The 14912-nt window shown below is 41.3% G+C and carries 8 protein-coding genes; 2 read left to right on the top strand and 6 right to left on the bottom strand.

Going from position 1 to position 14912, the window contains the following annotated elements; genetic code table 11:
* Nucleotides 1-103 precede the first annotated feature (103 nt).
* The 6 genes from DBR40_RS24515 to DBR40_RS24490 all read right to left on the bottom strand — a co-directional run bounded on the left by DBR40_RS24515 (nt 104) and on the right by DBR40_RS24490 (nt 10946).
* Nucleotides 104-2509 (bottom strand): glycosyl hydrolase family 95 catalytic domain-containing protein, encoded by a 2406-nt coding sequence (locus DBR40_RS24515; protein WP_158674128.1) that lies wholly within the window; start codon nt 2507-2509, stop codon nt 104-106.
* Nucleotides 2510-2598: 89 nt separating this feature from the next.
* Nucleotides 2599-4236, bottom strand: a complete 1638-nt coding sequence (locus DBR40_RS24510) for a glycoside hydrolase 43 family protein (protein ID WP_124562367.1) — start codon at nt 4234-4236, stop codon at nt 2599-2601.
* A gap of 136 nt (nt 4237-4372) precedes the next feature.
* Entirely contained in the window at nt 4373-5980 is a 1608-nt protein-coding gene (locus DBR40_RS24505) for a RagB/SusD family nutrient uptake outer membrane protein (protein WP_124562366.1), read from the bottom strand.
* A 10-nt stretch (nt 5981-5990) separates the two neighbouring features.
* The gene (locus DBR40_RS24500) at nt 5991-9377 is read right to left on the bottom strand and encodes a TonB-dependent receptor (protein WP_124562365.1); all 3387 of its coding nucleotides are present in this window, start codon (nt 9375-9377) and stop codon (nt 5991-5993) included.
* Nucleotides 9378-9404: 27 nt separating this feature from the next.
* Nucleotides 9405-10310, bottom strand: a complete 906-nt coding sequence (locus tag DBR40_RS24495; protein ID WP_124562364.1) for a FecR family protein — start codon at nt 10308-10310, stop codon at nt 9405-9407.
* A gap of 75 nt (nt 10311-10385) precedes the next feature.
* Nucleotides 10386-10946 carry an RNA polymerase sigma factor gene (locus tag DBR40_RS24490; RefSeq protein WP_124562363.1) on the bottom strand — a complete coding sequence of 187 codons (561 nt, stop codon included), beginning with the start codon at nt 10944-10946 and terminating at the stop codon, nt 10386-10388.
* 492 nt (nt 10947-11438) lie between these two features.
* Here DBR40_RS24490 and DBR40_RS24485 point away from each other — a divergent pair, with 492 nt between their 5' ends.
* A complete protein-coding gene (locus tag DBR40_RS24485; RefSeq protein ID WP_124562362.1) occupies nt 11439-11999 on the top strand; it encodes an RNA polymerase sigma factor in 561 nt (186 codons plus the stop codon).
* A gap of 492 nt (nt 12000-12491) precedes the next feature.
* Nucleotides 12492-14792 (top strand): GH92 family glycosyl hydrolase, encoded by a 2301-nt coding sequence (locus DBR40_RS24480; protein WP_124562361.1) that lies wholly within the window; start codon nt 12492-12494, stop codon nt 14790-14792.
* The last annotated feature ends 120 nt before the right edge of the window (nt 14793-14912 follow it).

Here is a 14912-nt window from a genome sequence, read left to right as displayed (position 1 = left end):
TTAATATTGTGAAAGAGCTAGACTTTGGGAAATAAATATTTTGTTTACTGTGGTCATTGCCGGGCTTTTCGGCTGTGTTTTTATTGAGCACTTTCGCTCGCATCTATTTACTTGTTAATTGAAACATGCTATTGAAAATATATATCTTGCCCGCCATTAGTTGTATTTTTTTTTCTTTTCCTTTATATAAAAATGTACAGGTCTCATTTGCTCCTGCGTAGATGATGGCCGATTGTAGCTTTCCAGCAATCCATTGTAAATCTAGCTTGTGTCCGCCATGTATTCTCACTCCCGATAATTTTCCATCAGGAAGGTTACTTGAATAAGCTGGCAGTAGTTCAATGCGCCCAGGTTGGGAAAATACCAGCATGTCTGCTAAAAGCCGTTGCAGGCTCAGCGAAGAATCCAGGTTGTATATGGCATGGTTGGGGTTATGAGAGGTTGAAAGTCCTGTGTATACATAGTTGCGTTGAGCAAAGCGGTTGAGATTGGCCGCTACCTTTTCTTCATCGTGGAGCCTTGCAGCCATGAGCGCCAGATGAATAAGCCCGTGAGCGGATTCTGTATCTGATTTAAAGCGTTTAGCCAGTGCTACTTTTGCTCCTTGCAATAAGTACTTATCGGCATCGGCCTGCAGAAATTCTGTGCCGGGAAAAATAGGATACATATGCGAATTATGACGGTGGGCATATTCATCTGCATATTGAGCCGGAATCCACTCCGCTAATGCGCCATCTGCATTGATCCTGTAAGGCACAATGTTGTCTCGGTAATGTTTCCATTTGTCCATATCAGTCTTGTCAAGGTTGAACATACTGCCCATTTTTAACAGGTGATCAAAAACCTCCCGGGCAATTGCTGCATCAAAAGTAGCATCCTTACAAAGAGTAGTATTGCTGCCAGGGGTAGCATTTTCAGGGGAAATGCCTGGCGAAATATGATAAAATCCATCTTTTTCTTTTGTTAGATAATCTTCATAAAACGCAGCCATTTCCAAATAAAGTGGCAGTACACGTTTCTGTAAAAAGTTACGGTTCCCATATAGCATGCCATGTTCGTAAAACGGCATCAGATTCCAGCCGGCACCACCTGGCCAGTACATCCATGGAAAACCGTCGCCAAAATGATTCAGATAACCTTTTTCAGGGTCACTGTAATGTGGAACTAAAAATCCACGGCAGCCCAGGTAGTTACGGGCATTAAGCCTCCAGGCAGGTAGCAGGCGTTCTACATAGCCAAAATAAGATTCTGCGCACTCTTCCAGATCACCTGTAGAAATTGCCGATATGGCTAAATTAACATTGGAATCCATAACGAAGCCCCCAATCCATGCCGGATTCCAGCTACCTCCCCATATTCCTTGTAAGGGCGGGGGATATTTTCCTGATGAAGAAATCAGTAGGTACCTGCCCATCGCATGCATTTGTTCCAGAAAGAGTGGGGTAATGCCTTTCGTGTGTGCATCAGCCAGCATTTTTTCTGTGGAGGTACTTAACCATTGTGCACCCGCACCTAAATCAAGTACTACCCGTCTAAACATTTCGCCATGCAGTTTGGCGTGCGGCATTAATAGCTCCTGGTAATTCGGAGACAATGCAGAAAGCTCATTGCGCACCGGAATTTCCTGAGAAGTTGAGCCATACTCCAGAGGAGTAATACGCATCACAATTAAAATCTGGCTGGCATTTTTGATTTGCAGGTGATTATCCACAACACTCATTTCACCGCCGGTGATAGTTACGCGGGCAAGTCCATCATAACCGCCCGTGTCCTGACTATAACTGGCATGGTATTTTAACCATCCTGGTTCGGCGCTGCTGCTAACGCTGCTAAATACGTTATTCAGATCCAGTCCAGCTACTTCACCTTTACGTCCTGGAGTTTCATTAAGCCCAAGAGAGATATTGAGCTTTTTTCCCTTCAAACCGATAATACGGATCACGTTTACATCGTTTGCCCGTGAAGAGAAAACACTTTGTTCAACGGCGCCATTTTTGTCTTCCCAGTGGCTTTTTGCTTCACCGGTTTCCATGTTTAGTTCACGTCGGTAAGCTGCAATAGGCCCTGTGCTTTCAGTCTTTACATTAAGGTCGAAGGCAGGATGCGGAGATATCGACCAGGCTTGTGGCGCACCCATAGCTGTTAACTGTCGTCTTGCCTCGTCAGTACTTAAGCTTGCAGCGAGGTCAAACTTACCCAAGTCAGCAAGTGTTCTTACCCGCGGCAATAAGCCTGATATGTTGGCAACTGCAACCTTGTGGCGGTCCCAGGCCCTGATGAAAAGTTCTTCATGTACACAAATTATCCTTTCTTCCCCAGGATTCCCGGTAAGCATGGTGCCATGTTTGCCGTTACCGGTTACAAAAGCATCCTGCCAGGCCAGCGCAGGTTTTGCAGACCAGGCAGTCCATTTTTTACCGGGGACTTTAGTTTGTGAAAACAATGTTTGAGCACATAATGTTGCTACCAACAGTAACATTGGTTTTAGGTGATATAAGTTTTTGTTCATTTGGGATACACTCATTAAAGCTCAGTTAGTATGGATTAATTTAGTTCTCTGGTATTGTAAGCAGCTACACCTAAAATTTAGCTGCAACACTAGTTTTTATTGTCATTGTGTGGATATGCGGGATTCGCTCCCTTAAAATGGAACCAGTTAAAATCGGCATAACCTCCAATACCTTCCTTGCCTTCGCTGAAATTGAATAGCGCAAAACGATTGGCAGTCCAGGCCAGGCCTAAGTCCATTTGTAAAGTATTGCCCAGAGGCATAAATTTCTTTCCATCGTTACTATAAGAAAAAGTGGCCTTAAAACCAGTATGTGTGGCATTGGCCTTTATCCATATTTTGTTTGGAGTAAAGTGCACAATACTATCAATTACTTTACCATTGTTTACCATAATAAGATCCTTGCTGCTAGCGGTTTTGCGTACCGCTATATAGGCATAGGGTGATTGGAAAATCCCAAATCCTGCTATGTTGCCGGTTTTGAGTCCTTTCAAATCGATCTCTACTGTGCCTTCAGAGGCAGGTCCCTGTACGCGCTGAGTGAGTGTGTTGCGGGCCATAGTCAGGTCTTTTGCATAGCCTGCACGCAGGCGCATGTTACCTTTTCTTTCTTTTAGCGACCATCTGGCATCATCAGGGTTGTGGTTCCATTGCCATTGCAGGCTAAGTTTTGTGGCAGAAAATTCGTCTGAAGTTGCGGGTACTTTTACAGGAAAGGTTTTAGCTACATTCGGTTTCTGGTAAACCACTACACCTTTTGCGTTTCCGTTTTTGCCTAGCATTGGCCAGCCGTCTTTCCATGCTACAGGTAGAAGATTGGGTACCCTGCCAATTGCACCCCGATCCTGCATAATGATAAACCACCAACTGCCGTCTTTAAGCTGAACCATTCCGCCCTGGTGCAATCCGTTGTTGGGATAAGAAGATTCATCCTGTACAATTGTTTTTGTTTCATAGGGGCCATAAATATTTTTACTGCGCAAACATACCTGCCATCCTTCTGTGCCACCAGCAGGGCAGGTGAGGTAGTAATAGCCATTGATTTTGTACATATGTGAGCCCTCCATATTATAAGCCTTACCTGGGGCCGAAGAGCCTTTTGGGGTAGGGATACTTTTATCCCAAATGAGTTTGTTTTCTCCTTTTACTGAGCGCACGTCAGAAGCAAGTTCGGTTACATATAACTTACCCTGGCCATGTATAACATATACTTTCCCATCATCGTCAAAAAATAAACCCGGATCATACAAATATTCGGGGAAAATGGTACGCTTCCATGGACCTCTAATATCTTTGGCAATGTTGATCGAAAAGTTTCCTTTTTCCTTTTCCCATTTCGGAGTACAGAAACCGACATAAAACAAACCATTGTGATGTTTGATCGTGGCTGCCCACGAACCTCTCAGGTACATTTCGCCACCTTTTAAATCATAGCGGGGATCCTCGTTATACCGGTCTATAACATAGCTGGCCATTTCCCAGTTTACCAGGTCTTTTGATTTCAATACCGGACATCCCGGCACATAATGCATGCTGGTAGATACGAAATAAAATTCATCGCCTACTCTTGTGATATCCGGATCAGGCCAGTCACCCCACAGGATAGGATTTTTAAAGGTGCCATTACCATTATCAGCTGTCCATACCTGATTGGTGGCAGATTGAGCTGATAACTGCAGGTAAGTGCAGAAAATAAGGAGCGGTAAAATAAAAGATATTTTCTTCATGATAGTTAATTTAAGGACGGAAAATAATGGTACTTATAAAAGTAACTCGTGGTAATTTAGGTATCAAAATAAAGGGGTAATAATTTACCCCTCTATCATTTGTTTAAACATTAAAATATCATTGAAATTAACCCAGCTAGTATCCTGGGTTCTGTTTCAAAGCATGGTTAATGTCAATTTCTTTTTGCGGTATAGGCCATAAGTAATTTTTACTGTCGAATGTCCGGTTTCCGGCAACAAAATTAGAGTTAGGAGTAAGGGTTAAAGCGCCGTTAGCGGCATTAACTGCTCCTTTTAAGCTGCCTTTTACATCCCCGCTTAATGCCTGTGTGCCAATTTTCCAGCGCTGTATGTCGTACCAGCGAAGACCTTCGCCGGCCAGCTCTGCTCTTCTCTCGCGGCGAATAAGTGTGCGCAGCGAAGCCTGATCCGGATATAAGGTAGCAGTTACCGCTGGCATATTTACCGTAGGGCGTTGCCTAACCTGGTTAATTGCGTTGTACACCGAAGCGTCTATTTGGCCCGCTTCTATTTTTGCCTCGGCATAGCCAAGCAAAACCTCTGCATATCTGATCACAATAATACTTCCTCCGGTATTCCAAACATCGGTGCCATAGGCGGTATTATTATAATCGTCTATATTGGCCAGGTATTTCTTAAAATTATACCCGGTTGGTGAGGCATTGTTATTTCCAACTAAATCACTTGAATTGGCACTTAGCGGATCAAAGTAAGCGCCCATGTAAGAGAGGCCAGGGTGGATAACTGTTGCATCTAAACGCGGATCCCTATTGGTGTAGGGTTGGAGGACATTATAGCTGCCATCCTGCTGAATGGTTTGTCCGTTTTTGGTTTCATAGGCGTCTACCAATGATTGTGTTGGCGCCATTGAACTCCATCCTCCATAAGAATTTGGAAGCGCAGCACCCAGAACCCATTCCGCATTATCGTTCTGCAAATACTGTACATCTAAAATCACCTCCTGGTTATTGGAGTTTTGTGGACGAAATATTCCCTCATAATCAGGAAACAAGCTATAGTTAAATGGCCCCGTCATGAGCTGCTGGCTTGTAGCGATACAGTCTGTGTATTTGGCGTTAAATAATTCTACCCTCGCTTTTAAAGCAAGTGCCGCTCCGCGGGTAATACGGCCTATATCGCTTCCTGAATAGCTAACAGGCAATGATGGCGCAATGCTGCTTAGTTCCTGAAGTACAAAATCCACAATCTGCGTTTTCGGGCTACGGGTGATGGCATTGGCCTCATCTGCGGTAAGGTTATGCAGAGTAAGAGGCACATCTCCGTATACCTGGCTTAAAACAGCGTATTTATAGGCCCGTAAAAACCTGGCTTCACTTTTCATTCTTGTTTTAAGTGTATTATCAAGCGAGGAAGCAGGCACTTTATCCACGTTATCTAAAAACCAGTTACATCTTTGTATTGTGGTATAAGAATATTTGTTCACTCCCGGATCCGAAGGGGTTGCCAGTCCTGAAGCAAAGGTTTCATAACCTTCCCATGGAAACTGGTCAATGCCATTGTCTGACATGCAATCATCGTATATCACATTATCTCCTATTTCCCAACCACTGTAACATCCGGTTAGTGCGGCATTGGCATCCGCTTTTGATGACCATAAGGTTAGGTTACTGTATTTATCTAGTGGTTTGGTGTCGAGTATATCTTTTTTGCAGCTGCTGAGTACGGCTGTGGCAAGAAGTATATAAATTAATTTCTTTTTCATCTGTCTTTTTTTAAAATGTTACATTAAGCCCAAGTGTATTTACCAATACTTGAGGGTAATTGTTAATGCTTCCGGCTGATCCAAGTTCAGGGTCAATCCATTTGTAGAAACTGGTAAAAGTCAACAGGTTTTGGCCGCTGTAATAAACCTTAACATTGTTCAATCCCAATTTATTTACAATATTTTTTGGAAGGCTGTAGGCGAACGTCAGGTTTTTTAGGCGTAAATAGGAAGCATCTTTAACCCAGAAAGAAGAAGGTGTGCTGGTTGGATCATTTTGTTTATAACTGTACCATAACCTTGGGAAACTGGCATCGGTATTCGTTGGTGTCCATCTGTCTAAAAATACGCTCGTAGGTTTCTCCACATCCGGACCAACCCGCCCAATCAGGTTACCACCCATGGCTTTTACAGCTGCAGCACCCTGGAAGAATAAGGATAGTTCGAAGTTTTTCCAGCTAGAGGAGAAAGAAAGGCCATAACTGATTTTTGGATAATAATTACCCAGGTAAACTTTGTCCTGAGCATCTATTTTACCATCGTTATTTTGATCTTTATATTGGATATCGCCGGCAGCTACTTTGTTATTCAATACAGCTGTTCCGGTAACATCTGCCTGGGTTTTGTAAATTCCCAATGCCTCGTAACCATATAACGATTGGAACGGAGTACCTACATCATAAAAGGTATTATCATTAATTACTTTACCTCCGGTTAACTTGGTAACTTTATTGTCAATGAAAGAGAAATTACCATTAATGTTATAATTAAACTCTCCAACTTTGTCTTTATAGCCGGCGCTTACTTCAATACCTTTATTCACCATCTCACCATCAACATTTACATATGGCGGAACAAAAGAAGTTGTGCCACTGGTACCTAAAACAGCCCCTGCCTGAGTACGGAGCAATGGGTTTGAAGTTTTTCTTTCAAAATAATCTAACGAAACATCTAACTTATTGTTCATAAACGTGGCATCGATGCCAGCACCTACTGATTGCGTTTTTTCCCATTGCAATAATGGGTTTGCGCCGTCGCCCGGAGTTAGACCTGTTACCAGTGTTTGGTTAAATGAATAGGTTTGACCACCTGTAATAGATTCAAAATAAGCATAGTTATTGGCAATTTGCTGGTTGCCTAATTTACCCCACGAAGCGCGCAGTTTTAATGAATTAACTGCATTAAGTGCACCAGCAAAGAAGTCTTCTTTGGATATGATCCATCCTGCAGAAACGGCCGGGAATTTACCCCATCTGTGTCCTTGTGCAAAACGGGAAGATCCATCAAAACGGAAATTGGCTTCTAATAGGTACTTCTCGTTAAAATTATAGTTTAACCTGCCAAAAACTGATTTCAATCCCCAATCGTTGGCATAACCAGTGGTAGATTGGCCCAGGGCAGGTGCAGCATTAATTTGTGTTAATTCATTATTTAAGAAATTTTGGCGTTGTGCACTGAAATAGTTGTAAATAGAGTACTCCTGAGAGGCTCCAACTAAAACCTTGAAATTATGTTTACCAATGTTTTTTTCATAATCTGCTACGCCTTGTAAAAGGGTATAGGTGGTTCTATCGGTAGCATTAGTTAAATTATTTGGCCCTTCAAATTTAGTTGGTGTTAGCGGAGTTCCGGTAGCACCTCCTTTGTAATACTGAATATCAGATACATACTGTTGCTGTTGCCCCATGGCTAATCTGTAGCCGAAAGATGGTTTAAAATGTAACCCTTTTAACGGAGACCAATCTCCGGCCACGTTACCATTTACAGTATAGTTTTGCCATTTATTGAATGATGGAGAATCTAACCAGGCCAGTGGGCTACCGTCAGAAACATAACCTAAAGCCCCATTTTCCCATTTTGCAGGTACGGTATTCGAAATACGGTTGGCTGCACGGATAATTTGCCCAAAGCTGGTTGCATAGGTACTTACCGGCTCTGAAAATGGCGCGTATAGAAAGCCTAATTTTGCACTCAAACCTAATTTGGGTGTTAATTGTGAGTTGACATTAAACAGAGCATTGTATTTTTGGTACCTGGTTTCCTTTACATTTCCATTTTGATCAAAATAGCCTAAAGAAACCATGTATTTTGATTTCTGATCACCGCCGCTAATATTCACATTATGGTTTTGCTGCCATCCCGTTTCTGAAAATATTAAAGATACCCAATCCGTGTTCGGGTGCGCGCCCGATTGATCTGTACCATCTTTAAAGAGCTGGATGTCGTTATCAGTCCATCGTAGAGAAGCTCCTTCGTTAGCCCTTGCTTCATTATACAATTGCGCCTGTTGCCAGGAAGGTAAAAAATCTGGTTGCTTCATAATTTGCTGAGGGCCGGCATACATATCATATTTCAGCTGTATGCTGCCTTCCTTACCTTTTTTGGTGGTAATTAAAATTACACCATTAGAAGCCCTTGCTCCGTAAATGGCAGACGATGCTGCATCTTTAAGTACCGAAATACTTTCGATATCGTTAGGGTTTACATCTCCCATCGCTCCCGGCACACCGTCAATGATAACAATCGGGGCTGCACTCGCACCTCCCGAACCCAATCCTGTTCCAATACCCCTGATCCTGATCGTTCCGGCATCTCTGCCTGGCTGCCCGGTACTGGTGGTAATACTTACCCCGGCAACCTTCCCTTGAATGGCGTTGGTAACGTTAGTAACCGGCCTGTTATCAAGGTCTTTCGATGAAATCGTGCCTACAGCGCCCGTTAAATTAATCTTCTTTTGCTGGCCGTAACCTACAACAACTACATCTTCCAGTGAATTTACAGAAGCCTCCAGCGATATATTTACGGTTGTTTGATTATCTACTGTTATTTCTTTGGTCTTATAGCCAAGGGTAGAGAATACCAATACTTCCCCTTTTTCAGCTTTGATGCTAAAAGAACCGTCAGCGGCTGTAATGGTTCCTTTGCCGGTACCTTTTACCATTACCGATACGCCCGGAACCGGACCCGCATTATCCGAAACGATACCTTTTATGGTAATTGGATCGATAGCGTTAGTGATACTGTTAACACGTTTATCTTGTTTTTCATTTGTTTTAAAAATAATTACGCCCGATTCTCCCTCTTTATACTGAAACTGCGTTCCGTATAAAATTGAATTTAAAACCTGTGGGAGCGGTTCATTTTTAAAAACCAGTTGTTTTGTCGAAATTTTGCGGAGTTCATTGTGGTTATAATTAAAAGGCATTTTTGAAACCTCGCTAAGCCGTCCGAATGCTTTTTCTAATGTTTCGCCATTAAAGCTAATGGATACCTTAACCGTGCGGATATCCTGGATCCTGTTAAGGGCCCAGGTGCCGAGCGAAGCCGCCGATAACATGGCCACTATTCCTAGTTTGGCTATCCTCCGGGTTAGTCTTGTTTGTAATTTTTGATTCATATATTTATTGGTTTATTGTTGATGCGCTTAGTCGCAAGGTTTTCCGGTGATCAATACAGCATCCTTTTTAAGTGTGTAATGCACAGGTTGAATGGTTTTTAAAACCTGTAAAACATCTGTAAGGCTTTGCTTTTTAGTAAAACGGATGCTGTTTTCACAGTTGATAAATACTTTGGGGTCGTAAATTACCTTTACACCGAACCGGTTGGCTATAGCCAGCATAATCTCATTGAAATAAACTCCATCCAGATTAAAATCTCCATGTGTCCAGGCCATATTATTGGCTGATTTTACTTTTTTGGTGAAGGCCCTGTGTGCATTTTTGTTAAATGTTAACTGCTCGTCGGGTTTAAGGATGTTTAGCGTATTTAATTTCTCTGCTACCTGTACCCGTCCTCTGGTTACCGTTACGGTAATGTTGGGTAGCGATTTGTATGATTTGATGTTAAAGGCAGTGCCCAGTACCCTCGTACTGATGCCCCCGCTATGAACAATAAATGGTTTGGATTTATCGTGCGTAACATCAAAGTATGCTTCACCTTCTTCCAGATAAATATCACGGGTGCTGGTAAACTTGGCAGGGTATCTGATGCTGGTAGCCGAATTAAGGGTTACTTTGCTCTGGTCAGGAAGGGAAATCTCTAAAACTTCTCCTTTCCCGGCTTTTACGGTGATGTACTTAGGTGTGTTTTGTGTGCTTCTGTAATAGCTATAGCCGATAAATAAAGTACACACCCCAATTAGTATAGCGGCAGCCTGATATCGAAGTCTCCATATCCTGGCGATCGGTTTTCTTTTGGGAGATTGTTGCCTGTCGATGCTTTGGCGTAACCGCTGATAGATTTCGTTTTTTATCTCCTCACGTTCCTGCTCATCGGTGATGGTAAGGGGATGTTCAGGTATATTAAATAGTTTGTAGAATTCTTCTTTCAAAGGAATATGTTTTTAAGTTGATAAGCTAAAGACGAATTGGTGTTAACAGAATACTAGTGTGGTGTTAAATTTTTATTAAAATAAAATCACAGAGAGGTACTGGCTTATTTTTTGACGTAAGCGTTTAATTGCAGTAGTTAGCTGGTTTTTAACAGTTTGTGTAGAGATGGACAAGCGATTGGCAATTTCTTCCAGAGAAAGGTTTTCCTCACGGCTTAAACGGTAGATCTCTTTCATTTTTTCCGGAAGCAGATCTATCTGATGGTTTAAAAAGCTATTCAGCTCATTATAATATACCTGATCGTAAACAGTGTTTTGATGTGTAACCGTCTCACTGGCAATGTCTGTATTTTTGTTTAGCCGGTTTGCGGTTAACCGCTGTTTGTCAATTATTTTGTTTTTTAGTGAAACAAATAAAAAGCCCGAAAACGATCTGTACACATTAAGCGAGGCGCGACTGTTCCATAACTGCAGAAAGAGGTCATGAACCAGGTCTTTCGCATCATCCTTGTCTTTGAGTTTTTTGTAGGCAATATCATATAGCATTTCCCAATACCTACAGTAAAGCTCATCAAATGCGGGCATACTGTCGCATTTTAGCAGTTCGATTAAAACAATGTCGCTTTGTGATTTCATTATTTTAAGCAATGGTAATCGTAAAAGGAAATTAATTTGGTGTTCTTCTCACTTTTCATCTGATCACTTAAGCGATGGTATTTTTAAACACCTCAAATACTTTGTAAAATTCTGGTTTCATCGGGCTGGTTTTAAAAATGGTTGACTAAAGACGAATAAGTAGGTGTAAAGTACTAGAGCAGGATATCTTTTTTTTGTAAAAACAAAGCACAGCAGGGGAGAGCAGTAATTTGGAGATGCCTGTGGTTAAATAAAATACATGCCAGAGCACAAGCCCAATGGATGAATTATTTCTTTGCAATCCACCAATATCGGCAGGTACTGTGTTTACTGCCGTCAAAAAAGCATCAGTAATAGTCAGGATTTGAGGAGTATTTAGGCGCAGCAGTTTCTATTTTAGGCCGAAAAATCATCCCTCATTCGCTCTTGGGTTAAATTAATAAAACTCATTCCTGTAAAATTTACAGAGATGGGCTTTTTGGCGAATATTGTATGCGTTTTAAATCAATTGGTGAAGAAAATAGCGACCTGGATCTGGTCCACCTGGTTAATCAGGGAAATAAAGCAGCATTTAATGAACTATACGAACGATACTGGGAAATCTCGTATGTTGTAGCTTGCAAGAGGTTGAATGATAAGGATCTGGCAAAAGATATTGTGCATGATGTTTTTTTTTATATCTGGACTAAACGGGGAACTTTGCTGATCAATAAATCTTTTTCAGTTTATCTGTATGCCTGCCTGAAGCATAAGATTATAGATGAAGTTGGAAAACAAAACCACAGGGCGAAGCAGTCTGTTCTGTTAAGGGCTTCATTGTCCGAATCGGGTAACTCAACCATTGAACATGTTATTTCAAAGGATCTGGCTTGCCAAATTAAGCGCAAAGTAAATCTCCTTCCCGAAAAAATGAAAGCGGTTTATAGGCTCAGCAGAGAGGAAGAATTAACAGTTGAAGAGATTTCAACCAGATTATCGCTGTCTTCTCAAACAGTAAAAAATCAGATTAGCAGTGCGTTGAAGCGTTTGCGCATTTCGGTTTACTGCGATTAATTGCATATTTCAATAAAACTGGTCAATCCATTTCAGGCCAAGCAGTACGCGAATTTGATTGCCGGGCTACTGCCTGAGTTACCCCTTTTCTTCTGAACAAAAACAGGCCCCGACCTCAAATTTCATTCCTCCAGGAAACACTCAAATCCTTATCGGCCGACCAAAGATTTAATATGATATGAGTCCGCTACGTAAACGATGTATTGTAACCTGCGATAGTATAAAAATAATATCCCAAGTAATTATAAAATTTATATGTTTGTACATACATAGTTAAGATTGCTGCGGATGTTAACTATTTTTGTTGTATTATGCTAGTTAATGATGTCTTAATCTTGATTTATATATGTTTGTACATTTTGTGAAAATGTAAGGCTAAGGCTGTGTTGTAGATATGTTATTCCTTATCATGAGAGATGGCTTGGGGATAGCAGACCTTCTTATTCACCTATTTACCACTAAAAATTGTTAACAATCAAAACCAAATGAATAATGAAATTTAAGCTTATATTATTTTGCCTTTTCAATCTGCTCGGCGCAGCAGTGTTTGCGCAAGAAAAAAAAGCAATTGATTATGTAGATGTTTTTATGGGAACATCTAATTCGCGTTGGATGCTGGGTCCTTATGCCACAATGCCTTATGGAATGGTTCAGCTAGGCCCCGATAATCAGGGAGCCAATCAGGGATATAACTGGATGGCAGGTTATGAATATGCCATAAATAGTGTTGATGGTTTTAGTCACATCCATGCCTGGACCATGGCAGGTTTACGGCTGATGCCCACCACTGCAGATTTAAGCTATTCGGATGAGCCAACCGACTCACCTTATAAAGGTGCCGGTGCCGGATATCATTCCCGAATCCAGAAAGAAACAGAGAAAGCCTCTCCGGGGTATTATGCCGTATATCTGTACGATCACGATGTTAAAGCAGAAATGGCAGTTACTACCCGCTGCGGGCTTCAACGTTATACCTTTCCAGAGAAAAAGGAATCACGTATTTTGATCGATTTGCAGTTTCCTACCGAATATGATTTTAATGTAAAAGACGCTAAAATAACGAAGGTGACGGATACCGAAATTGAGGGCTATGCAGAATCAGGTTCGGGAGGTTTTAATGATTATAAATTATGTTTCGTACTTCAATTTGATAAACCTTTTCAAAGTTTTAATGCCTGGGTTGGAAAAAAACTAACCAGAAATTGCAAAGAGATTTCCGGAAAGGGAGATGTTGGCGCTTTCGTTACTTACAAGACCCAAAAAGTAGATCAGGTTCATGTACGTTCAGGTATTTCGTTGGTAAGTATTGAGCAGGCCCGCTTGAATTTAAAAACAGAAATGGAACCCTTTGGCTGGAATATCGAAGCGGTTAAACAAAATGCCGAAGCTACCTGGAACACGCTTTTGTCGACTATTAAAGTTGAAGGCGGCACAGAAACCGATAAGGCAAAGTTCTACACCAATTTATATCGCGTTTTTGCTGCTAAGCAAACCTGGAATGATGTAAATGGAAAGTACGTAGATCCGGCCGAAAAGGTTCAAACCCTAAAGTATTGCAAAAATATATACGGCGGCGATGCCTTCTGGAATACGTTTTGGAATACGAACGGTGTGCTCAGTTTGATTGCTCCTGATATGATGGAAAACTGGGTGGGAACCCAATTGGAGTTGCATGAGCATACAGGCTGGACGGGTAAAGGACCAACTGGACTTGAATATTCTGGTATCATGGAGGGCTCGCACGAAATAGCTTTAATGGTTGCTGCTTATCAGAAAGGAATTGTAAAAGACAAAGTTATTGCTGAAAAGATTTACGAGGCTGCAAAGTTTATGATGATGAACGAAGGAGTTGCTATTTATGGAGGTGAAGCAGGAAATCCAAAATTGAAAGAATACATGAAATTTGGCTATGTTCCATATGAGATTGGTAAAACGAATAAAGCTTTGGATTATGCTTTTGACGATTATTGCGTAGCACAAATGGCAAAATCCTTAGGTAAAAAAGCTGATTATGACTATTTTATTAAACGTTCGCAAAACTACCGCAATGTTTTCAATACCGATTTAAAATTTGTAGTACCTAAAGATTCGAAGGCTAAATGGATACCCAACTATGATGAGTTTTCAAACAATTCTTTTGTAGAAGGAAACGGATGGGAATATTCATTTTATGTTCCTCATGATGTAGATGGGTTAATTAATTTGATGGGAAAAGATTTGTTCAATAAACGGTTAAACGATGGTTTTGAGAAATCGCAAGAATATAAATTTGCGGCTCATGCTTTAGATCGTACAACGGGTGAACGAAATGAGTTTTACATCAATCAAGGCAATGAGATAAACATGCAACCCGCTTTTTTGTTCAACTATTCAGCAAAACCCTGGCTAACTCAAAAATGGACGCGTAATATTATGGAAACATTTTACGGGGCAACGCCTTACCAGGCTTGGGAAGGCGATGAAGATGAAGGGCAAATGGGTGGATGGTTTGTAATGAGTTCAATGGGGTTATTCGAAATGCGTGGAGGTACCGAAACAAATCCTGAACTTGATCTTACCAGTCCTTTGTTCAACAAAATCACAATTCAATTAGATCCGAAATTTTACAAGGGAAAAGAGTTTGTTATTGAAGCACACAATAATTCGAAAGAAAATATTTATATCCAATCTGCTACCTTAAATGGCAAAACCTTAACCAGAACGAAAATTCATTTCAAAGACATTGTGAATGGTGGGAAGTTGTACTTTGAGATGGGACCACTGCCCAACAAAAACTGGGGCGTGGGAAAATAGTAGACCTGAAACACATTCTTATTGTTTCCCTCGTTGGTCGGGGTTTGTAATTAGGAGTGTTCGAAACCTTACGGCCCTCTAAAGACCAGATCTGGATTACCCCCCACAAGCGATAACTAT

Origin of the sequence: Pedobacter sp. KBW01 (assembly GCF_003852395.1) — a bacterium.
In the GTDB taxonomy this organism is placed as follows: domain Bacteria; phylum Bacteroidota; class Bacteroidia; order Sphingobacteriales; family Sphingobacteriaceae; genus Pedobacter.
The sequence above is the reverse complement of the archived record's forward strand: the minus strand, read 5'-3'. Positions and strand labels throughout refer to the sequence as shown.

What these genes read in the sequence shown, in the direction of transcription:
- DBR40_RS24510 (WP_124562367.1), bottom strand. Translation starts at nt 4,236, where the DNA reads ATGAAGAAAATATCTTTTATTTTACCGCTCCTTATTTTCTGCACTTAC.
- DBR40_RS24490 (WP_124562363.1), bottom strand. Translation starts at nt 10,946, where the DNA reads ATGAAATCACAAAGCGACATTGTTTTAATCGAACTGCTAAAATGCGAC.
- DBR40_RS24485 (WP_124562362.1), top strand. Translation starts at nt 11,439, where the DNA reads ATGCGTTTTAAATCAATTGGTGAAGAAAATAGCGACCTGGATCTGGTC.
- DBR40_RS24500 (WP_124562365.1), bottom strand. Translation starts at nt 9,377, where the DNA reads ATGAATCAAAAATTACAAACAAGACTAACCCGGAGGATAGCCAAACTA.
- DBR40_RS24515 (WP_158674128.1), bottom strand. Translation starts at nt 2,509, where the DNA reads ATGAACAAAAACTTATATCACCTAAAACCAATGTTACTGTTGGTAGCA.
- DBR40_RS24505 (WP_124562366.1), bottom strand. Translation starts at nt 5,980, where the DNA reads ATGAAAAAGAAATTAATTTATATACTTCTTGCCACAGCCGTACTCAGC.
- DBR40_RS24480 (WP_124562361.1), top strand. Translation starts at nt 12,492, where the DNA reads ATGAAATTTAAGCTTATATTATTTTGCCTTTTCAATCTGCTCGGCGCA.